The following is a 20315-nucleotide window of genomic DNA, read 5'->3' as shown; positions in this document are numbered from 1 at the left end:
GGCCCCAGGAATCCCCCCGGATTCCTGGGGCCTCACGCATGTCCGCTTCCGGCGGGCGCCCGCAACTCCGGACGTCGGTCAGCGCTGCCGGCCCACCGGCCACACCGCCTGTTCACCCGACAGGCGTTCCTCGCGGGTCAGCACGCCCAGCTCCTGGCGCTGCTCGTAGGGGAAGAAGTCGAACGCGAGACGGCGTGCGACGTAGTCGGGGACGGAAGTGGCCTGCCGGATCTGCGGATCGTCGGTCATCCCGGCCGGTTCGAAGCGGGTGGACAGGCAGTCGGGCAGAAGGCCACCCAGCGGGATGCCGAGCCTGAGCGCGCGGGTCAGCGTGGTGGACAGGACGTCCAGCATCCCCCGCAGGGTGGAGCCCTGCTTCGCCATCCGGATCTCCACCCGCACCGGCTCGCCGCCCGCCGTGTGCGACACGATCAGATGCCCTGTCACCGGACCGACGGTGAACGCCCGCGTCAGCGAACGCAGCCGCCGCCCGGCACCCGCACTCGGGACCCGGGGCACCCGTGCATCCCCCTGGTTCCGCTCCTGCTGGGCAGTGACATCCGCCTTTATCGCCATCCCGCGATACCCCTCTCCTGCCGGCCGCCGGCCCGCGCCCGCCGTGAGCGCCACACGATGCCCGACGGCGGCACCGCAGCGACACCACTTCCGTCCTGTCCGTCCCGACGGGATCGTACTCGAACATGCGTTCCCATAACGATTGGGGCCCCGGACGGGACCGGCATGATTCGTACATTTTTCTGCCTATTCGCTGGGGGCAGACAGGAAAGATCCCGAAAGGACTGGTGCACGCGGGCAGGGGCATGTCAACGTAGACGACTCCCCGGAAAACACCAGGTCAGAGAGGTGATCGCGTTGACCGTCGATCTTTCCCAGCCCGGATTCTCCACCACCGCCGAGGCGCTGCGGCTCCGCTCGTGGCAGCTCGGCCCCGGACAGCCCACGCTGGTCACCGACCAGTTCACCGACGCCGATTTCAAGCTGGTCGTGGACGACCGGGCCGATGTCCACATCAACTCCCGTGACGGACGTTTCTACCTCGGCTGGTTCCCCACGGGCCGTCCTGGCACGGACGGCGAGGGCTGGAAACTCGCTGTCACCGGGACCGCCCGGGTCCCCGGCTACAGCGTCAGCTTCGACACGGGGACCCCGGCGCAGATCGTCGCCGCGGCCGTGGCCACCGTCCTCGCCACCTCCCGCCCACGCTGACCGGCGGCGCCGGCTGTTCACACCGGCCTCGTACGCTGCCCCATGCCTGAAGCACTTCCGCCCCTGCCGAACGGAGAGCCCCGTGGAACCGGAAACACCCGACGCCCCTGAAACGCCGGAGATGACGGTCGGCGAGCTGATCGACCGCCTGTCCGAGCTGGACCGCGATGCCGTGGCGCGGCTGGCCGTCAACCCGTTCTTCCCCATGGCTCACCGGATCGCCGACGTCGTCACCGCGACAGACGAGACCGGCCGGCCGGTGGTCTTCCTCGCGGACGGCGAGCAGCTCGGTCACCTGCCGCCCGCTGTCGCGGTCCGGCTGACCTGGCAGCAGCCGACCACCGCACCCCCGCGCGCCCGTCGCGGAGCGGCCCGCCCCAGCGGCGGCGACCGCTGAACCACCCCCGAGCCCGGAGGCGCCGCTGAACCCGCACCCCTTCCCCTACCCAGCCACCCCTGACCCGTCGGGCTACTGGGTGTCCCCGCGACACCTCGCCGGAGACGACGACGCCCTCGCCGACCTGGTCGGTGCCACCCTCACCGCCGCGGGCTGGCGCATGTGGCCAACGGCCCGCCAGACCCTTCTCTACGTGAGCCCCGACGAACTGTGCGGCGCCGAATGGGTCCGCGCCTCCTACCCGTTCGCACTGGGCGGTCTGCCGGTGGCCTGGCAGATCACCGCGCGCTCCCACCCCACGAGCGCGATGCGTGAGTGGAACGCCTACTTCACGGCCGGCATCCCGCCGGAGGCCGTCACCGACTTCCTCCTCGCACTCGACGCCAGCCCCGAACCCCACGCCGGATACGACGGACCCGACGCCGTGCTGTCCGCGCTCGCCGCGCAGGGCTGGATCCGCGACATCGACCGCCCCCACACCACCGCCAGCGATCCCGGCTTCACCGCCAGCCTCTCGCTGGAGACCGTGCCGGAGCACGTCTTCGACGCCGACCCGCGCCCCGACCTGCCCGGCTGGCAGGCATGGGCCGAACCCGCCATCGGCACGCCCCTGTGGTGCGCCACCTTCAGCGCCAGCGTCCCGCACGACCTGGTGGCCGTGTTCGCGTCCTCGCTCGCCTCACCCGTCCCGGTACGGCGCCGGCTGCTGCCCGAGAGCTCCCAGGGCCATCTCACCCTGATGCCCCCGCACTGACCTCCACCACCGCCTCCTCCGTCTTCTTCCCGAAGGAGAGTGCCTCTCTGTTCTCCACGACGTCCGTGCCGGACCGCGAGCGCGGGGAAATCTGCCAGCGGTGCGGCGCCACCGGCTTCCTCGCCCGCAACCGGGACATTCCCGCCGGGCCCGCCTGGTGCGTCGACTGCGACGAACACCAGGCCACCTCCCAGGCGCGCGCCGGACACCCCTGTGAAGACCGCTGCCGCCAGGCCGTCGACCACGACGGCCTCTGCACTCCGTGCGCCTGACCCTCCTCTGTCCGCTCCGTCGCGCACGGTACGGGCGTCCTTGCGGCTGTGGAGTGGGCGGCGTCCTCTGGATGGTCTTCCCTCTGGCCAGGGCGGTGCCCCGGTGTACGGCGGGTGGCCGTACACCGGGGCACCGGGCATCATCTGTGGTGACCTGGCGGCTATTCGCTGACGTCGTAGTACTCGGAGAGGAGCAGGCTGATCTCCAGTGCGTAGGGGAGGAGCTGGGGGAGGTGTTCGGTGAGGGCGGTGCGGGTGGCGTCGGCGAGCTGGGACTGTGAGCTGGTGAACGTGGAGACGTAGGGGTCGAGGCGGCGGATGAGTTCGTAGTTGCTGGCGACGTCGATGGTGCGCATCTTCTGCTCCAGCGGGGGTGCGGTGGTGGCGGGCACCGGGGGGAGGATGCGGGAGACGAAGGTGACGCGGTGCAGGACTCGCCAGCAGGGGGGTGTGCGGTCGCTGTGGCGGGCCTCGCGCAGGGCGGCGGCGTTGGGGTCGTTGCTGGTTTCGAGCCAGATGGGGTCGGCGACCTTGTTGTAGAAGTCGTTGAAGTGGCTGGTGTCCTGGCCGAGGTAGAAGCTCATGAAGCGGTAGGCGTCGACCTTGCCGGGTACCAGGACGGGTGCGCCCGCGGGGGTGTACTGGGCCTTGCCGGTGCTGTCGTATTTCTGGAGGTCGCCGCTGGGGTTGCAGGTGACGTTGAGGCTGTGGGAGCGGGTGGCTTCCCTGGAGCGGTGGCGGGTGGTGGTCATGCCGCCGCCGAGGGAGGCGTCGAACTGGAGGCCGACGCCGACTCCGGCGACGTCGAAGCCGACTTCCAGGGAGCCGGTGACGGAGCCGGAGAGGCTGTAGGAGCCGCCGGTGGTCTCGGTGACGACGTCGACGGTGCCGGTGGTCTCGGCGAAGAAGCCGCCGTCGGCGGTCCAGACGTAGGTGTTGGCGATGTTGCGGTTGGCGAAGGAGCCGGCCGACTCGACCGGTTGTGCCTTCTCGGTGGCGTTCTTGGTGCCGACGATCGGGGCCAGGACCTTCGCCGCGCGCTCGGCGGTGGGGTCGGTGTCGCCGGTCTCGGTGGAGACGGTGCTGTAGTAGGTCTCCAGTTCCTGGCGTTCGCGCAGGATGCGGCGTTTGATGGCGTACGCCTCGCGGGGTTTGAAGTAGCTGTACTCGCCGCGCTGGAAGGCGTTGGGGTAGGCGGGGTCCAGGACCTTGCCCTGGTCGTTGAAGCCGACCGCGCCGTCGAGGGTGCCCTGCTTGGTGTACTGGGGGTTGATGGGGAAGGTGATGATGTTCCAGTCCTTGGGAATGTCCGGGTTCGGCAGGATCCGGTAGGCCACCAGGGCGCCGGAGTGCGCCAGGCGCAGCGCGTACACGTCGGCGGTCTCGGACTGGACGAGTGCGTAGCCCTTGTTGGCGGGGAGGTAGCGGCGGCCGACGGCGGTGTTGAGGATCCGGGCGGGGTCCTCCCAGTTTCCGGTGAGGGTGGCGGTGGTGTCGTGGGTGGTGCTGGTGCCCTGTCCCACGGAGGTCTCGTCCGTCCAGGCGTTGGAGAACTCCATGGTGCCGCCGACGTGCGCTTTGAGGGTGAGGGAGGCGAGCGGTTGCGCGGTGCCGATGCCGAGCGGGGCGGTGATCATGAGGATCTTCTCGTCGACCTCCACACCGGCGGCCATGCTGAAGCTCGCGTCGATGCTGCGCTCATGGGTGGAGGAGAGGGTGGAAGTGACCTCGTCGGCCTGCTCGAAGGTGACGCTGGACGATCCGGCGGGGTCGATCTGCCCGGTGAGGTTCTCGGAGGGGACCGGGGGCGCGCCTTCGATGTAGCCGATGAGCTGGGGGTCGAACTGGACCTGGCTGACCCATTCGCTGACCAGGTCGCCGACCTTGTAGCCGGTGGTGAGGTGCCAGGCGCCGTCGGCGGTGTGGGTGTAGCAGCGTTTCAGTACACCCAGGGCCTCACCGGTGGCGGTGAACTGGAGGTCGGCGTACTCGGTGGCGGCCGGCGGGGTGGAGATGTTCTGGTGGAAGGGGGTGCGGATGCCGGCCAGTGCGGAGCGGACGGCGGCGGTGTCGGTGGAGATCGGCGCGGTCGAGGGAACCTTGTTGCCGCTGAGGTCGAGGTGGTTGCCGCGCAGGCCCTGGTCGGTGATGGAGTCGACCCTCTCGTCCGCGGTCGTGTCGAAGGTCCAGTAGCCGATCAGGTCCTGTTTGTCGCCGGTGACGCGGGTGAAGAGGTTGTCGAGGATTTGCTCGGGGGTGCGGGCGGTCCGCCAGTAGCGGACTTCGTCCAGGGTGCCGTCGAAGAACTCGGCGAACTGGTTTACCGAGGCCCGGTAGGCGCCGAGGGTGAGGAGTTCGTCGCCCCAATTGGCGAGGGGGTTGACGGCGGGGGTGTCGCAGGGGATGGAGCGGCCGTTGCGGTGGACGGTGAAGGAGCTGGCGGCCGGGTCCGGGTCGGTAGCCCACTTCGCGCCGTGCAGCCGCAGATCGTAGCCGCCGGCCAGGTCGGCGGTGGTGTTGCCGGTGTTCTCCTCGAAGGTCCAGCGGGCGATCAGTCCCTCGTCGCGGGGCTGGAGGGGGGCTCCGAGCTGGTTGGTCTCCCGGGCCTTGCCCCAGATCCGGACCTCGCCGACCGTGCCCTTGAGCGGGTATAGGGCGCTGCCTTCCCCAGCGCGGCCGATGTCCAGGGTGCCGTCGTTGCCGCGCGGGCCGGTGCCGGTGTAGCGGCCGGTGCCGGTCTCGGCGCCGTCGACGACGAAGCGGATGTCGTCCCAGGATTTGGTGTCGACGTGGTCGATGGTGTCGACGGTCTTGGTCTGGGTGGCACCGTTCTCGTCCTTGTAGGTGATGTTGCGGGTGCCCTTGACCTGTTCGCTGGAGCTGCCGGCCTTGCGGACGACGGCGATCCGGTGGAATCCGGCCGTGATGGCGGAGCCGGAGGTGTAGCGGACGGTCCTGGGGCCGGGCTCCTCGAAGGCGAACTCCAGCTTCCCGTCCGCCAGCACGGAGAGCTGATAGGGGACCGTGCCGCCCGCGCCGTCGCCGAGGCGGCCCTTGGAGACCAGCCCCTGGCGTGACCCGATGGCGTCGATATGGGCGAAGACCTCGATGGTCAGGTCCTCGGTGAGGTCGAGAGCGTCCGCGTCAGGGGTGTCCGCCCAGGCCGAGCCGTTGAAGCGCAGCGCCCAGGACTGCCGGTGCACCGCCGCGACATGGGCCCACTCCCCGCACAGATAGGTCTCGCGGCTGGTTCGGTGCTTGTCGCCGACCGCGGCCAGGATCTTGTAGCCCTTGACCGCGGATTCACTCGCCGCGGCGCTGCCCCAGACACCGCCGTGGCGGCCCTGGCCGCTGATGTCGGGGAACTGGCTGAGCTGGGGACGGCTGCCGTCGTAGATCCAGGCGCCGGTGAGACCGGGTTCGCCCGGGGCGACGCGCCGGTTCTGGTCGGCGGCGATGTCGGTGGCCGAGCGGGCCACGTTCCAGGTCCGCAGCTCGGCCAGCCGGCCGGAGAAGAAGGTGTAGGTGCCGGAGTCGGTGCGGCCGACGATGAGCTGGGCGGTGCCGCTCGGAACTCCGCCGGCGGTGCGGCGGGCGACCTCGGTCCCGTCCCGGAGGATGACCTGGGCACGGGTGGTGCGGTCGAAGGTGACGGCCCAGTGATGCCATTCCCCGTCCGTGTAGGTGGCGGTGGTGGTGAGGGTCTGTCCGGTGAAGCCGAAGGTGAACGCGCCGGTGGAGGTGAAGCCGATGCTCAGACCGTTGGCGCCGATCGCGACGATGGTGTCCGCGACCGTGCGGCCGGTGGTGCGCTTGAGCCAGCACTCGACGGTGAAGTCCGTCCCGGTGGGGTCGGCGCCGGGGATCGCCATGGCGACATCGCTGCCGTTGAGGATCAGACCGCCAGTGGTCGGCTCGGGGCTCAGGGCGATCGCGGCCTTGGTGTCACCGGTCCGCACATGGAAGACCCGGGACCGGGGCGCGGGAACACGGCGCGGATTGATCCACGCCTCGGCGGTCAGATCGCCGGTGACGGCGGCGTTGCCCGCCCCGCCGCCCATCACGAGGTAGCTGGTGGTGCCGTTGAGGGAGAAGGCCCGTCCGGGGGCGTCACCGCGCCAGCGGCTGCCGTGACCGGGAATCAGGGCGGTGGCCGTGCCGTTGGGCACGAGGACATCGCTCTTGTCGGCGGCGGCGGTGATCCACCGCGAGCCCTGGGCCAGAGAGGCGCCGGGGCGGGAGGCGACGGCACGGGCCGTGTCGTAGCGGATCAGCGACACCGCCGTGCCCTGAGCGAGCGGAGTGGCCGGGGCAGGAGTGACCCGCAGCGTCGCCCCGCCGGTGTCGGCGGCGCTGGTGACCAGATGGGCACTCTCCCCGATCAGCAGATGGGAATGGGCCGGAACGGGGAACGACAGCGCCCTCGCGAGCGTGAGCTGATCCCCCGCCGCGCTCGCCGCCGTGCCGAGCGGAACCGGCTCGTCGGTGACACCGTTGACAGCGGCGGCCAGATCCTGGACGCGGCGCGGCAGCCGGGCGAAGGTCTCGGTATCGCCGCCACGGGTGATCGTCAGATCACACAGGCTGGGGGCCGCCGCACCGTTCACGGTGCAGTCGCTGACCCTGATCTGCGTCCCCGACAGCCCCACGCCCGGGTCGCGCGCCGTGAACAGAGCGGTCAGCCCGCCACCGGTCAGCTGCTGACTGCCCCGCTGCGCCGAGGTGTCCAGGTAGGCGGCGAAGAACTGACCGTTGGCGCCCTGGAAATAGAGCGCGACCCGGCCCGCCGCACTGTCCATCAGCGAGGGTGTGGCGGCGGTCCGGGCGAACTTGAGCAGCGCGCCCGCACTGCTGAGCCCGCGCACATCGATGCCGATGTGGGGTACGGGCAGGACCAGGTCGGCCTCGCCCAGCAGGGTCACGGTGCGGCGGGCCAGCTCCTCACGGGCGGGTGGGATCTCGGCCTGTTTGGCGATGAGGTCGCGGTTGCGCTGGACGAGGAGCGGGTTGATGACGGCGAGCCGGTTGACCTTGACCTGGAGGGTCGGGTCCGGGATGATCCCGACCTTCTCGACCGTGAAACTGATCGCGCTGGTCTGGTCACGGAGTTGCAAGAAGGAGATCAGGCCCATCCAGACGTCCTGGCCGGCGTTCTGGAACTGCACACTGGTGTTCCATGTGCCGCGCACATACCACTGCTGGTGGACTTCGGCGGTGTTGAGAGGCTGAAACTCAGCCGAGTAGAAGGAACGAAAGTACGTGTGCACGCCCATACCCGCTGCGCTGTCGTTCACCAGAGCGTAGGTCGGGTTGCCGTACCGGGAGGCCGACCCTGCCCGCACCAAGCGCCATCGGGTGTTCTGGGTATCCCTCGGCACCAGTCCGACCAGGGTTGCCTGTGTCAGACCGCCGCCCACGGGACCCAGGAGGCATCCGAAGGCCGAGAACTGGACGATCCAGCGCGCCGGGTCGTTGGCCGCGGCGGCGTTGGACGCCGCGATCGCCGCTTCCAGCGTCGCCTTCTCCGCCGTCAGGGTGGTGATCTCGGTCTGGATGGCGGTGGCCTGCTGCTCGATGCCGGTGAGGATCTGCTGCTGGGCGCTGACCAGGTCGCTGGTCTGTTCCACGGGGCGGCCGAGTTCGGCGAGGGTGACGACGTCGGGGATGTCGGCGAGGCGGCCGTCGATGCCGACACCGAAGTCGACGGTGGCGATATGGGCATCCGCTGTGGTGTTGCCGGACGGGCGGGTGGCGCAGGCCAGCAGGACCCGCGCGTTGCGCTTGGCGGGCCTGGGGGTGTCCTGGTAGCCGGATACCGCGTCTTCCTGCTGGTAGTAGAGCGTGGAGGTGAGCCCGGAGACGATGTCGCGGCCGGCCAGGGTAAAGCTGTCGCGCCGTACTCCCGGGTGCTCGCCGACGGGGGCCTGGGAGGTCACCCACAACGGGCTGTAGCTGTTCAGGGTGATATGGGCGGCGGTGTCGGTCTGATCGTAGGCGGTGGTGCCGCTGCCCTCGTCGAAGCGGTAGTAGGCGGTCAGGCCAGGTTCGTTGCCGATCAGCCGGTAGTGCCTGCTGTCGGCGATCTCGCTCTGGCCGCGTGACCGGTTCCAGATCCGTACCTCGTCGATGACACCGCTGAAGAGCGGACCGCCCTCCTTGGCGCCGATCTGCAGGCGCGCGTTGCCGTCGCCGGAGCTCGGGAGGGCCTTGTCGCCGCTGAAGGCCCCGTTGACGTAGAGGGTCGCGGTGGTGCCGTCGAAAGAGGCGGCGATATGCGCCCAGGTGTCCGCCGGGATGTTCTGGAGGGAGGTCAGGGTGCCGCCGCTGTGGTCCAGTGCCACCTGGCCGGCGCTGGTGATTCGGAGCTGGAAACCGCCCTGGCTCGCGGTGCCGGACCAGCGGGCCAGCACCGGGCCGCCCGCCGCCCGCGGCTTGACCCACGCCTCCACCGCGTAGGCGCGACCCTGGAACTTCAGCGCGGGCGCGGCCCCCACGTCCACGTAGTTGCTGGTCCCGTTGAACTGAAGCGCGGTCTCGGGGTGCGGAATGTCGGGGGTGATCGGAACCAGCGAAAGGTTGGTGAACGGGCAGATCCCGGGCGCCCGCTCGTACACCGAGCCCCGGTAGCGCGCGTCGGGGCTGGTCCAGTAGCGGCTGCCCTGGGTGTTGAAGAGCCCGTCCGCGGCCTGCTCGACATTGAAGGAGTCGATCCGGCCCGTGGCGCTGTTGTGGGCGAAGAACTGCCACCGCTGCTGCCCCTGCACCGCCGTGGGCGTCAGGACGGCCGAGAACCGGCCCTGGGTCAGGTTCCGGATGAACTCCAACTGCTGGGTCGGCTCGTGGAACGGCTTGCCGTCCATGTCGGTGGCACCCAGGCTGTCCTTCGCCGACGCCGGGCGGGTCTTGTGCCGGCTCCGCTTGAACCGCACCTCGGAGACCGGCTTCAGCACATTGCCGACCAGCAGGAACCGGTCGCACAGGAGCGTGTCCGCCACCACCGGTATTCGCGCCGTCCCCGCCAGCTGGAAGTCGGTCCGGGCGGTGTTCCCAGAGGCGGCGCCGTTCGTCAGCCGGAACACCGCGTCCGCGTCCGCCGCGCCGATCGCCTGCCGCAGCAGCACCACATGGGTGCCGTCCGAGATCACCTGGAACGGGGCGTCGGCCGACAGCCGCGCGGTGGTGGACAGGAACCGGTCCATTTCCTCCGGCGCCAGTTCCTCATCGGCGCCCGCCTCGGTCCGGCCGCCCTTCTTCACCACCGGCATCGCCGTCGCGCCCACCACCGAGTACCCGACCGTCACCAGCTCAGCGGGGAAGGGGACCTCCTGAGGGCTCTCCGACCAGTACGCGGCGTCCAGTTCCCCCCGCTCCTCGTCGTGAGTGGACAGATCGAGAACCGTGTACACGATCCGCCGCCGGTCGTCCACGGCGAACGCGAGCGCGGTGCCCTGATGACGGACCATCGTGGTGCGGGTGTAGGTACGGTCGCTGTAGATCTTGAGCGTGCCCTGATCAGACTGCATGCATATCCGTCCGGTCCTCCCACGCCGCCGGCGGGGATGCCGGATCGGTCGGGGGCCTGGCAGTGGCGCATGACGAATCGGCCACCGGACCACGACGGCCCGGTGAGCGGGAAAGGGGAGGCGTTCGATGTACGGCTGCCATTCGAGCATGCGCCGAGCACGCCGTATATCGAACACATTCCCTCTTCGGGAAAAGGCGTGAATCCGACCGATCAGCACCTTGATGCCGTAATTGGCCGGGAACCACCGCCAACCCACAGCCCCCGCAGCCTCCTTCTCCGACTCGCAATCGGGGCCGAACCAGCACGGAGCACTGGATACAAGGTCCCCGAGCCGGGCGGTGCCTGCCCAGGGCTCCCGCCTGGCAGCGGAGTCCCCTTCTGGCGAGCGGTGTCCTCGCCAGGCTGAAAGAGAACAGACCGGCGAAGCCGGCACCCGGGCGAAAGGCACGGAACGGTCGGACCGGTACCCAACCCCCTGCGGAGGGATGTCGAAGCCGGTCGCAATACGCGCGCGGGCAACCGACACAACGCTCACCTGCGATACCCGTCGACCCCGAGCCACCGTCCGAGCGCCCGCGGCGGCCCAAAAACATCCTGCCCGGTGGAGTACACCGAGGGCCCGTCAAGGGGTGGTCAAGAGAGAGAAAGAGTCAACCGGACCGGACCGACGGCGGGCGCTGTAGACACTCGCACCCAGTAGCGCAGCAACTGCACCATACGGATCACGCACCCGTTCTCCCCAAATACGGCTTAGGTGACGATCTTCCTGGTGATCACCAGGAGCGTTCCAGCCGTACAAAGCCCTCGGCAACAACAATCACTTGCTACAGAACGTCCGTGCCGCACCGCGAGCGCGGGGAAATCTGCCAGCGGTGCGGCGCCACCGGCTTCCTCGCCCGCAACCGGGACATTCCCGCCGGGCCCGCCTGGTGCGTCGACTGCGACGAACACCAGGCCACCTCCCAGGCGCGCGCCGGACACCCCTGTGAAGACCGCTGCCGCCAGGCCGTCGACCACGACGGCTACTGCACCCCGTGTGCCTGACCCTCGTCTGTCCGCTCCGCTCCTCGGAGGTTCTTTGCCGCTGACGCTGATCCGTCTCGCTGTCGGCCCCGTGAACGGCACCGTTCACCACGGCGCCATGCTTGGCGCCGTCGCGGTGACCGCCTGCGCCACCCACACACCCGACCTGCACCCCATCTCCGATCTCACCGCCCACACCCCCTGCCAGAGTTGCGTCCGCGCCCTCCTGGTTCTCACCACCGCTCCGCATCCCGGCGGTGAACCCGGGGTTCGGCCCGCAGTCGGCACCGGACGGGGTGGGGCCGGGCACCGGCCCATCCCCGGACACCTCTTCTCCTACTGCGGCAGACCCCTTGACACCCGGCCGGTCACCACCGGTCGGCGCTGCTCGATGTGCACCCGGCTCAGCGACGCCCTTGACGCGCTGCACCGGAGGGCGGGCGAACTGTCCCCGCCTCCGGGGGGTGAGCCGTGCCACGGCGACGACACCCTGCTGGGCACCGCTTGCCCGCGGCAACCTCGTCACCGGGCACCGTCGCAACAGCGTGACGGGCAAGGGGTTCTGCGAACGCCCGCTCTCCGGCCCCCACCCCGGCTCCGTCAACGAGTGCGCGTCGTGTCGCCGCCGCTGGGAGGAGGCCGAGGTCGCCCGGCAGATTTTCACCTGCCCCTGATGCAGGACAAGGCCCGGACCTGGGACCAGAACCGGGTCGACATCTTCGAGGACCGTGCCAGCACCCTCGACGCAGGCGACGCTTACACCCTTTCCGGCTGTGCGGAGAGGCACTACGTCGTCGCGGTCGCCGACCGGGCGGGGGAGAGCCACACCGACCTCCTCGTCTACCTCCCCGCAGAGGAACGGTTGAGCGATCTGCGCCTGCGGCGCGACCGGCTCGTCACCGTCCGGCGGCCCCCACGCTGAACCGCATCAGCACCGCGTTCCGTCGAGGACGGGCGGCGGACAGCCCGAAAGCCCGGAGGGCCAGGCCACTGTCGGCCTGGCCCTCCGGGCCTTCACGTTGTCTCCCGTCGACTGTGGCCGACTCTGTGGGAGCTGTTCTGGCCTTGCGGCGTCCCCCGCCTCACGTAGTTGAGCTGTTCCCGCAGGGGCCCGCATGGATCCTTCCCTCCAGAGCGGCCTCGACCGCTCGGTCGAACCGGTGCCGGACTGAGACCGGTTGCCCGGCGAGATTCTGGTCCACCACCCCCTGCGGCATGTCCAAAAGGGCTTTGATGGCGGCCATCGCGTCAGGGGCGGATTGCAGGGAGTCATGGATGGCAGCGAGGCTGTCAGCCATCTCCGGTGCCGTGCGGCGCATGCCGACCGTCATGGCAACCATCAGCGGGCCCAGCTCGGGTTCCTCGTCCAAGTGGGCGATCCCGCCGAAGCCCGCGTGATTGTCGTTGCCGTGGGTCGCGCCGATGAGCCGGGCGGCGAGAGGCCTCAGATGGAATAGGGAGCGGGCGAAGGGGCGGGCTTCTTCCAGCTCGGAGTCCGAAGCGGTCTCCATCGTTTGGGCGAGGACCGGCAGGGCCAGAGTGGGCCCGGCGGAGAGCAGGTCGTGGGGCGAGCCGGTGAGCCACGGGCCCGCGCCGTCCACCTTCTGCCGGCGGCCCGGGGCGACACCGAGAAGCCGTTCGATCTCGAAGGCTTCGCTGTCGGACGCGGTGGGAACTTCACCGAGTCCGAAGGTGCGCAGGAGCAGCTCGACGGAGCGGACCCGATCAGCGGCCGACTGCCGGATCGGGCGGGGGAGAGCGTCGGGGCCCCGCTTCGATGCGAGTTCGGCGGCGAGGGACGCGATGGGTTCCTGGCCGACGGCGGACCCCGGCGCGGCGGCCGGAGCCGGTGACGGCGTGATGTGCTTCCGAAAGGTGTCCTCGGCTGTGTGAAGGGCGGCGACGAGCGCGCTGCGGGCGGCACTTGTCGGGACGGGGAAGCCCTCCAGCCACAGCAGGACACGGAGTACGCCGAGGTCCTTCGTGCGCTGCCGCCAGCGGCCCAGGGACACGATCTGCCGCTCGGTGCCGGGCGGGTAGACCCACACCGGAGTGATCCCCCGGTTCGAGGCCCGGCGGGGGCGCGGAATGAGCCCCTGGGCGCGCAGCGTCTCCAACTGCCGTTCAGTGAAGGGGAACCCCGCGCGACGGGCCCTCCGGAGAAGTGCGGCGCCGTCTAGGCCCGGGTGTGTCGGCGGCGGACTGGGGGGCGTGGCAGGGCTCATCGGCGCAGCCTAGTGCGCCCCGTCCCCGAGGGGCAGGGGGCGGCCGAAGACGGGATGGGAGGGCCTGCCGGGAGGAGGTACTCCCGGCAGGAGGGCCGGCATCTCGCATCCGGGGCCTCGACCGTTGCCGGGACGCCTGGCGCGGTGCTTGTGTCAGGAGAACAGGCCCGCCGAACTGGCGGTGCCGCTCGCGCGGGGCGGTCACGCCCCCCGTACACAAGGAGGATGCTGTGGTGTCGAAGAAGACGGTGGCGGTGGTGGCGGCAGCGGTCGCGCGGGCATGCGCCCAGCGGTGGGCAGCCCGTAGCGGGTACACGGAGTGGCAGGTATCGCTAGTCGGGTACGCGGCGGGAGTCGCGGTCACGGCCGTGATCCTGCGGGCGTGACCACGACGCCCGAGCTCTGGTCCGAGCAAGCCGGAACCTGCCGTGGACGAATGGTCCGCGGCAGGTCTCCCTCTGGACGAAAGGGACTTCAGCTCGGCGACCCGGCCTTGGCGAGGGCCTTGTCCACATGAGTGTCGACGAGGCCGGGGGAACCGGACACGATCACGAGCAGCGTGCCGGTGCGGACCGCCGTCTGCCTGACGACGCTGTCACGCCCGCCGGTGGTGAAGGTCAGCAGCTGGGACCACTGCTCGTCGCCCAGTGCCGGGGCGGTGATCTTCTGGGTGGCCATCCTGACCGGGGTGCTGCCGACCACGACCTGGTACACCGGGCAGGAGACCATGGCATCGAAGATCCGCTTCGTGCCCGTGGAGAGCCTGGTCGCGGTGTCGCTGTACAGCTCCTCGGTGACCTCCGAGTCGGCACTGCCCGTGTACGTGAACGCGGCCTTCGCCCGGTTCGGGAAGTTCAGGGAGCCGCCGGCCGCCGCGTCGCCGCCGAGCTTCTCCAGCGCGGGGCATCCGATCACCGTCACATCGTCCCGGCTGACGTCCCGCTTCGGCTTGCGGGTGTACCCCTGCCCGAGATCGGCCTCGTCCAGCAGCCGCTCCCGCAGCTGCGCCGGCGTCAGAACCTTCGCGGGCTTCGCGTCGTCTACCGCGGCCTTGGGCTCGGCGGCGGTACCGGTCGGGGTGGGAGCGGCTGGGGAGGGGCTGTCGCTGGAGCAGCCCGGGAGGGTCAGGAGCGTGAGGGCGGTCAGGGCGAGGACGGCGGTGGTGGAACGGCGGCGCATGCGGGTACCCCAGGGGATTGGTGCGGAGGGTCTGACTGGCCGAACCTCCGGTTCGGCGGGGTAGGGGGACCGGAGGTCAGTGGCCGAGGTGGCGCAGGCCCTCGCCGAGACTGTCGAATCGGTGTGCCATGGGGCCGCTGTGACGGTTGAACCACGCGCCGTCCAGGACGGGGTCGAGGGTCTCGTGGCCCTCACGGCAGCGGCGCCACACGCTGTCCCCCATGGCGAGGAGGACAACGTCGCGGTACGCGCCGCACCGCGGGCACTCGCGGACCTCGCCCTCGACGACCAGAGGCCCCTTCCAGGGCATCATCATCCCGGTCACCCCGCCCTGAGAGGCCGCCAGCAGGCCCGGGGGCAGGAAGTCGTCCACCACCGGGGAGGAGGCCGGGTCGGTCGCCGGGACGGTTTCGGGACGGGCATCGGGGTCCGGCTGGCGCTGTGCCCACTCCATCATCCCCTGGGCCGCGCGCCGGGTTTCGCGCCACTCACGGTTGTCGCGTCGCTTGAACAACCTGCTCTCCCTCATGTTGTGTCCCTCGGGCCACACAGAGCGTGCCCCATACATCTGTCCGGCTTCAACTCTGAAATTCATTAATCACTGAGTGTTTCGCCGCTGGTGAGAACGGTTGGCGTAGGGCCGGGACTTCGGTTGCCGTGTGGCCGTCGCCCGCACGGCGACGGGGGGTTGGGCGCTGGTGTCGGCGGGGAGGTCGGCCATGCGGCGCAGCCGCCACACCAGCACTTCGGCGATTGAGCCGGCGGTGTCCAGCTCCCGGCGTCCGGCGGCGTCGGCGAGGAGGCAGGCGGGGTCGTGGCCGGCGACCTGGGCGTCGGCGAGGGTCGCGGCCAGCGCGGGCCAGGCTGCCGCGCCCAGGACCTGCTCGGCGAGCTCCGGCACCGCGGTCCGTACGACTGCGGCCTGCTGCCGCTGAACCGCCAGGGCGAGTTGGCGGCCTCGTTCATGGATGACGCCCAGCGGGTACGCGGCGGACTGCTGGTAGGCGGCGCGCAGGTGTTCGGCCGTCTGCCGGGCGGCGGCGGCCTGCTGCTCGTGCCCCTTGCGTGCGTGCCAGTGCGCGGCGGCGGTCACCAGGAAGAACACCATGTCGATCAGCATCGCCGTGGTCGCGCCGTCCTCGCCCCGCCCCAGCGCCGGTCCGCCGTGGGCGAGCTCCCGGGCGGCCCGCCGCAGCGCCCGGTCGTGCCCGGCGGCGGCCCGGACGTGAGACCGGGTCGCCCGCTCGAACGCGAAAGCGGCGTCCGCGAGCTGTCGACGGGTGTGAGCGGCCGAGGTCTTCGCCAGCGCGTCGAGGACTTCCCCGGCGCCGGCGACCTGCCCGGCCACCAGGCCGTCGTCGCCCTGGTCCACGACCAGCACTGCCTGCCACACTGCCGACGCCGCCCGCCGCCGTGCCCCCGCCGGACCGGCGGTCACCGGCTCGAGCTCCACGGGCGGCTGCTCCTCCGCGCTCTCCACCGCCTGCCCGACCGGAGCGGTCCAGCGTTCGCGAAGTCGGGGGAGGCTGAGGTCGGGGGCGAGCTTGGAACCTGAGTAGAAGACCGGTTCGCCCTGGCCGTTGCGGTCGTCAGGCAGGGCGACGGTGTACCCGAGCAGGTCCCCCGACGGTGCGACCCGGCACCGGACGAGGAGCCCGGCGGCGGCCAGCCGGTCGAAGAACTCCGTCTCGTCCTGGGTGCCGGCCACCGCCCGGCGGACCGTCTCCCGCAGCTCCTCCCGCGGCGTGCGCTCCCTTTTCTCCCTGGTGGCCTTGTGCCGTTCGGCACTGGTCGGCCGCTGAGCGGCGGTTCCGTCACCGGCGGCGAGACGGCGAAGGCCGTATTCGGCTTCGAGGAGACGGGCTTCGGCCTGGGCGCGGGCGGCGTCGTTGTTGAGCCGGGGGGTGCGCCCGTCCTCGCGGGTCAGGGTGGCGATGATGTGGATGTGGTCGTCGGCGTGCCGGACGGCTGCCCAGCGGCAACCGGCGGTGTCGCCTTCGGGGGCGATGCCGGTGGCCGCGACCATCCGGCGGGCGATCTCGCCCCACTGCTCGTCCGTCAGGACCGGGTCCTCGGGCGCGGCCCGCACCGACAGGTGCCAGACGTGCGGCTTCCCACGCCGGCCTACGGCCGCTTCGACGGGCTGGTCGAGGAGTTGCTGGAGATCGGCGTACGACGCTTCGGGGTCGCGGCCGGGGTCGGGGGCGAGACTGTCCCAGGCCGCGACCAGGTGCGGGTCGATGTGCTCCTCGTGCGTGCCGGGGCCGTACAGGTAGTAGAGGAGGCCGATTGTGCGCGTTCCGCGTTTGTGGACCCGGGGGATCACGCCGGGCCCGCTTGCCGTACGCGCTGCTGGGTGAACTCCTCGACCCGCCGGGCCGCCCGGCGGACGGCCTGGAGCACCGCTTCTGTCTGAGGGGCGTCGGCTCCGGAGTTGAGGGTCCTGGCGACCTGGTTCAGGTTGTTGCCGATGTGGCCGAGGTGGCGGCGCAGCGCGAACAACTCGGTGAGCATCTCGCGTTCTTCGGCGACCTCGGCGGCGCTGCGCGACAGATCACGGGCGGCTGCGAGAGCGGCACGGGCGAGGAAGCCGGACGGAGTCATGGAACACGCTTCGGCGGCGGCGAGCAGACGCTTCTTCTCGTCGTCGCTGAAGCGGCTGGCGATCATGTTCACGCGCTTGTCGGCGGGCTTCTTGCGCGCACGATTACGGCGCGGCGGGGACGGCACGCTCTCTGTGTGCGTGCAGTTGGATGCGTGACACGGCTCGGGCGTCTCCTCCTCCGGATGAGGGCCGCCCCCGGCCTCATCCGCCCGGACCCGCGCCCCCCGGCGCGGGTCCGACCCCGCCACCCCCGGAGCAGGGAACCCATAAGTAGCACTCCCGATGGGAGTGCTACTTATGGGATAACTTGCTCGTCCTCGGGTCGAGTTGGGGCCCCGCGAGCCCTCGTTGGTGGGGGCGGCCGTGTTCGGGTGTGTCATCGGGCGCGGGTCTCCTCGGTGCGGAGCCGGTACTGGATGTGGGCGGCCAAACGGATCATCTCGGCGGGTCCGTCGAGCAGACGTACGGGTGCGGTGGGGGTGCGTTGGACGAGCCATTGCCCGGTCGGGCCGAGAACGGCGGCGTGTAGGAGTCGGCGGCGGAGCAGGATGTCCGCCCAGACGTGGGCTTCGGCTGCTGGGTCCGCCCAGGCGGGCGGGATGTTGCGGTGCATGTGGGGCCTTTCGGATGGTGGTGTCCCGGTGCGGCGCGGGGCACCACCACGGACACGAGGAGGGGGTTAGCCGCAGGCTTGGGGCCTGCTGTGCGGGGTTCAGCCGCATTCGGGGCAGCGCTCGTAGTGCCGGTTCAGGGCGCGGGCCATGGCCCGCTTCGCGCCGGCGGCGTGCTTCGCGCTGGCCTTCGCCGACGGTTTGCCCTCGTGGCGCTCGGAGTGGCTGCGCAGGTACTGGATGTCCTGCTCGTAGCCGGTGCGGATGCGGGTGAAGCGGTGGCAGGTCTTCATCGGGTCGGTCGGGCCTTTCGCTGGGGCTGGGGCAGGTGGGCGAGTGCTGAGTCCTGCTGGAGGAGGGTCTGGAGGGCGCTGAAGCGTTCGTTGCTGATCTGGATGTCCAGGCTTCGGAGATAGGGGCGGATGACGCGGCGGGTCATCCGCCCCTCGGCGAGTGCGGCTTCGCGGGCGATTTCGACGAGCCGCTCCATCGGTACCGGCTCGTCCCCGCCCTGGTCCGCGGCGGTGGTCCGCTGCTGGTCACGGACGTCGGCGGTCTGGTCCGCGGTGGTGGTCCGCGGGTGGTCCGGTCCGGTGACGGACCGGACCGCGATGGCATGGTTCGGGCCTGGGAGCGGGTGGTCCGCCGGCTTTTCGGCGGTCCGGTCCGGGCGGTGGTCCGCGGTGGTGTGCTGGTGGGAGGAGGTGTTCACCGGGTGGTCCGCCGCGTAGTCGACGGCTGTTCCAGGTGTGGTGGGCTGGGTGGTCCGCTGTTGCTCCGCAGCCTGGTCTGGCGTGTGACCTGCGGTGATGCTGGTCCGCGGAGTGCTGGGGCTGTGATCCGTGTGCGGTTGGTCCGCCGTGTCGGTCTGGTCCGCGCTGGTGGTCTGTGCGTGGTCCGGCCCGGTGGCCGACTGGTCCGCGGCGGCTTGGTCCTGGTCCGCGGCGGGTTGGTCCACTGTGCTGGTTCGCGGTGGGCCGGGCGCCGGTCCGTGGTCCGCGCCGACAGGCGGTTGGTCCGCGGCGGTGGTCCGCGCGTGGTCCGCGGCGCTGCTGCCAGCCTGGTCCGCACCCTCGGACCGTGTTTGCGGTCCGGTGCCGTGGTCCGGCCTCTCGGTGGTCCCGGTCTGCCGGGTCGAGATGTAGCGGGGTTCCGCCACCGTGGCGGGCATCGTTTCCGGGGTGGTGTCGGCTGCGGTTGTCGTGCTGTGGTCGGTGGGTTCGGTGACGAGCTGGTGGATCTGCCGCATCAGGACGCCGAAGGCGACCAGGGCAGCGGTCGGCGGGACGGCGGCGACCACATAGTCCAGGACGGGTATGGAGCCGGCGCGGTCGGTGCTGTTGACCCCGGCGATGTTGAGCGCGATCGATCCGACCGACCCGCCGGCGGTCAGGGCGATGGCCCACCAGTCGACCTCCTTGCGGAGCCCGGCTCGCAGCATCAGGAGCTCGCCCGCGATGATCGCGGCGTCCAGGGACGCGGGCCAGGCCCACTGCCGGGCTGGGGAGTGCCCGAGGCCGTGCTGTCCGGCGATCTCCGCCAGATGCGCGTAGGAGAGCCAGAACGCCCCGGCGGTGAGGGCGATGATCACGGCGCCCGCCGCGGCGAGGGCCCACCGTTCGGCGGCCTGACTGTTCATCACCGGCCTCCCGTCGCCGTGACGGAGAGGCCGAGCGGGCCGGGAGCAGGAGTACGCGGGACGGGGATGACAGCGTGCGCGGTGGTGCGGGAAGTCATGCGGCCTTTCCGAGCGCGGCGATCAGTGCCTGGGTGTGGATGTGTCCGGGGACCGGCGAGGACACTGGCGGGGTGCTCTCCTCGTCGCAGGGCTGCTCGTCGTCGGGTGTGACGACCGTGGCGTCCGCCTCGTCCTCGCCCTGGTCCTCGGTGGTGCCGTAGAGGTCCCAGTACCGGTCGCGGTCCTCGACGGCGTGGGCGGCCTCGCGCATGAGGTCGCGGGCGTAGTCGAGGTCGAGCTGGAGGGTGTAGGCGAGGCGCTCGGGGGTCCAGCCGCGGACGTGGGCGTGACGGGTGACGGCCTCCCGCTCCGCGGCGGACAGGTGGACGTCCCGGCCGAAGAACGCGGCCCGTACCCGCGCGTAGTCGAGCCTTTTGCTGATCTTCGCTTGCCAGGCCCGGCGTTCGGCTTCGGTCAGGCCGCCCCAGACGCCCTCTTTGATGCAGTTGTCGAGGGCGTGGTTGAAGCAGTCGCGCTTGACGGGGCAGCCGCCGCAGATCGACTTGGCCTGGGCGATGGCCTTGTGATTGCGCGGCCGTGGGAAGAACAGCTCGTCCGCCCGCTGGGGGGCCAGGCCGCGGCAGAGGGCGCGGGCGTGCCAGCTGTGGTCGGCGATCCCGCGAAGCGCGGGGCGGGTGGCGTCGATGGTGGTGATGTAGCGCAAGGGGGTCTCCGGAGTACGCCTCATGGGGCCGTCGGCGGACACGTGTCACCGCGAGGGCGGGATGCGCGTGTTCGGGAGGCGGGGCGGGCAAGGGG

The 20315-nt window shown here is 70.8% G+C and carries 17 protein-coding genes and 1 pseudogene; 7 read left to right on the top strand and 11 right to left on the bottom strand.

All coding sequences use genetic code 11. The features are described 5' to 3' along the window. Window positions 1-78: 78 nt before the first annotated feature. Entirely contained in the window at window positions 79-447 is a 369-nt protein-coding gene (locus OG711_RS07765; RefSeq protein WP_329558843.1) for a hypothetical protein, read from the bottom strand. 426 nt (window positions 448-873) lie between these two features. Between OG711_RS07765 and OG711_RS07760 the strand changes: the two genes are divergently transcribed. The 3 genes from OG711_RS07760 (at window position 874) to OG711_RS07750 (ending at window position 2378) form a co-directional block, all read left to right on the top strand. After that, window positions 874-1227: a DUF317 domain-containing protein gene (locus OG711_RS07760; RefSeq protein ID WP_329558842.1), complete on the top strand. Its 354-nt coding sequence runs from the start codon at window positions 874-876 to the stop codon at window positions 1225-1227. 121 nt (window positions 1228-1348) lie between these two features. Then, the gene (locus OG711_RS07755; RefSeq protein ID WP_329563677.1) at window positions 1349-1624 is read left to right on the top strand and encodes a hypothetical protein; all 276 of its coding nucleotides are present in this window, start codon (window positions 1349-1351) and stop codon (window positions 1622-1624) included. Between the two features lie 79 nt (window positions 1625-1703). Then, window positions 1704-2378 (top strand): DUF317 domain-containing protein, encoded by a 675-nt coding sequence (locus tag OG711_RS07750; RefSeq protein WP_329558841.1) that lies wholly within the window; start codon window positions 1704-1706, stop codon window positions 2376-2378. 433 nt (window positions 2379-2811) lie between these two features. On the opposite strand, the gene OG711_RS07745 is transcribed toward OG711_RS07750, so the two are convergent. Then, on the bottom strand, window positions 2812-10173 hold the full coding sequence (locus OG711_RS07745) for a LamG domain-containing protein (RefSeq protein WP_329558840.1): 7362 nt from the start codon (window positions 10171-10173) through the stop codon (window positions 2812-2814). Between the two features lie 839 nt (window positions 10174-11012). Here OG711_RS07745 and OG711_RS07740 point away from each other — a divergent pair. The 3 genes from OG711_RS07740 to OG711_RS07730 all read left to right on the top strand — a co-directional run bounded on the left by OG711_RS07740 (window position 11013) and on the right by OG711_RS07730 (window position 12120). Continuing rightward, window positions 11013-11219 (top strand): hypothetical protein, encoded by a 207-nt coding sequence (locus OG711_RS07740; RefSeq protein ID WP_329558839.1) that lies wholly within the window; start codon window positions 11013-11015, stop codon window positions 11217-11219. A 524-nt stretch (window positions 11220-11743) separates the two neighbouring features. Further along, window positions 11744-11872, top strand: coding sequence for a hypothetical protein (locus tag OG711_RS07735; RefSeq protein WP_329558838.1), 129 nt, complete (start codon window positions 11744-11746; stop codon window positions 11870-11872). Further along, window positions 11872-12120, top strand: coding sequence for a hypothetical protein (locus tag OG711_RS07730; protein WP_329558837.1), 249 nt, complete (start codon window positions 11872-11874; stop codon window positions 12118-12120). Before OG711_RS07735 ends, OG711_RS07730 begins: the two co-directional genes overlap by 1 nt. A gap of 160 nt (window positions 12121-12280) precedes the next feature. Here OG711_RS07730 and OG711_RS07725 read toward each other — a convergent pair whose 3' ends face one another. Continuing rightward, window positions 12281-13246 (bottom strand): hypothetical protein, encoded by a 966-nt coding sequence (locus OG711_RS07725; protein WP_329558836.1) that lies wholly within the window; start codon window positions 13244-13246, stop codon window positions 12281-12283. 410 nt (window positions 13247-13656) lie between these two features. Here OG711_RS07725 and OG711_RS07720 point away from each other — a divergent pair, with 410 nt between their 5' ends. Further along, a complete protein-coding gene (locus OG711_RS07720) occupies window positions 13657-13809 on the top strand; it encodes a hypothetical protein (protein ID WP_329558835.1) in 153 nt (50 codons plus the stop codon). Window positions 13810-13897: 88 nt separating this feature from the next. Here the strand turns inward: OG711_RS07720 and OG711_RS07715 are convergent, their stop codons facing one another. The 8 genes and pseudogenes from OG711_RS07715 to OG711_RS07680 all read right to left on the bottom strand — a co-directional run bounded on the left by OG711_RS07715 (window position 13898) and on the right by OG711_RS07680 (window position 20244). Further along, the gene (locus OG711_RS07715; protein WP_329558834.1) at window positions 13898-14602 is read right to left on the bottom strand and encodes a hypothetical protein; all 705 of its coding nucleotides are present in this window, start codon (window positions 14600-14602) and stop codon (window positions 13898-13900) included. A gap of 76 nt (window positions 14603-14678) precedes the next feature. Beyond that, a complete protein-coding gene (locus tag OG711_RS07710; RefSeq protein WP_329558833.1) occupies window positions 14679-15131 on the bottom strand; it encodes a hypothetical protein in 453 nt (150 codons plus the stop codon). 69 nt (window positions 15132-15200) lie between these two features. Further along, entirely contained in the window at window positions 15201-16928 is a 1728-nt protein-coding gene (locus tag OG711_RS07705) for a relaxase/mobilization nuclease domain-containing protein (RefSeq protein WP_329558832.1), read from the bottom strand. Next, window positions 16925-17332 (bottom strand): plasmid mobilization protein, encoded by a 408-nt coding sequence (locus OG711_RS07700; RefSeq protein ID WP_329558831.1) that lies wholly within the window; start codon window positions 17330-17332, stop codon window positions 16925-16927. The genes OG711_RS07705 and OG711_RS07700 overlap by 4 nt, the downstream gene beginning before the upstream one ends. Window positions 17333-17583: 251 nt before the next feature. After that, window positions 17584-17820, bottom strand: coding sequence for a hypothetical protein (locus OG711_RS07695; protein WP_329558830.1), 237 nt, complete (start codon window positions 17818-17820; stop codon window positions 17584-17586). 99 nt (window positions 17821-17919) lie between these two features. Beyond that, a complete protein-coding gene (locus OG711_RS07690) occupies window positions 17920-18111 on the bottom strand; it encodes a hypothetical protein (RefSeq protein WP_266506735.1) in 192 nt (63 codons plus the stop codon). Window positions 18112-19034: 923 nt separating this feature from the next. Next, a pseudogene (locus tag OG711_RS39060) lies at window positions 19035-19457 on the bottom strand (DUF2637 domain-containing protein); the annotation flags it as partial. Between the two features lie 94 nt (window positions 19458-19551). Beyond that, window positions 19552-20244, bottom strand: a complete 693-nt coding sequence (locus tag OG711_RS07680) for a WhiB family transcriptional regulator (protein WP_329558828.1) — start codon at window positions 20242-20244, stop codon at window positions 19552-19554. Between the last annotated feature and the right edge of the window lie 71 nt (window positions 20245-20315).

This window comes from Streptomyces uncialis (assembly GCF_036250755.1).
GTDB classification, from domain to species: Bacteria; Actinomycetota; Actinomycetes; order Streptomycetales; family Streptomycetaceae; genus Streptomyces; species Streptomyces uncialis.
Note: the sequence above shows the minus strand (reverse complement) of the source record. Positions and strands in the feature narration are given on the sequence as shown.